The following is a 515-nucleotide window of genomic DNA, read 5'->3' on the forward strand; positions in this document are numbered from 1 at the left end:
GGCGGCAGGGGCATCGTCGCCGGGCGGCCGGCGCGCGCCTCGCCCCGCGGCTGTGCCAGGCAGGCGGGGGTGCCCGCACCCAGCAGCGCCGCCGCGCCGAGCCTGCGCCGGCGGATCACGACACCGCCAGCGAGACCTCGCGGATGGTCACGCTGGGCGGGCTGCCGCCGGGCAGCACGGGCACCAGCACGAGCTGCGTTTCCGCCTCCACCGGCTGGCCCGCGCGGACCAGGCGCTGCACGGTCCGCGTGACATCGACGACGAAGGACCGCGTCGCCTCGCCCCCGGCGCCGTGCCCCGCATGCGCCGCCGGATCGTCGAAGAAGGTAAAGATGCCGACATAATGGGGATCGGTGACGGGCGTGTCGGCGGAGGCGGATGCCAGGCCGAGGAAGACACGCATCGAGACCCCCGGCACGCCAGGCGGCACCGCGACGATGCTTGCCAGCACGCGGCCCTGGGTGACCGGCAGGGCCTCGGGCCGGCCGGCCGGCGTGGCGGCCGCGAGCGGCGGG

General features: G+C 77.3%; 1 protein-coding gene. It reads right to left on the bottom strand.

The annotated features are described in order from the left end of the window. Positions 1–115: 115 nt before the first annotated feature. On the bottom strand, positions 116–515 hold a 400-nt coding region (locus HW578_RS27545), incomplete at its 5' end, for a hypothetical protein (RefSeq protein ID WP_198373850.1).

Origin of the sequence: Roseomonas rosulenta (assembly GCF_016106005.1) — a bacterium.
Taxonomy (GTDB): domain Bacteria; phylum Pseudomonadota; class Alphaproteobacteria; order Acetobacterales; family Acetobacteraceae; genus Neoroseomonas; species Neoroseomonas rosulenta.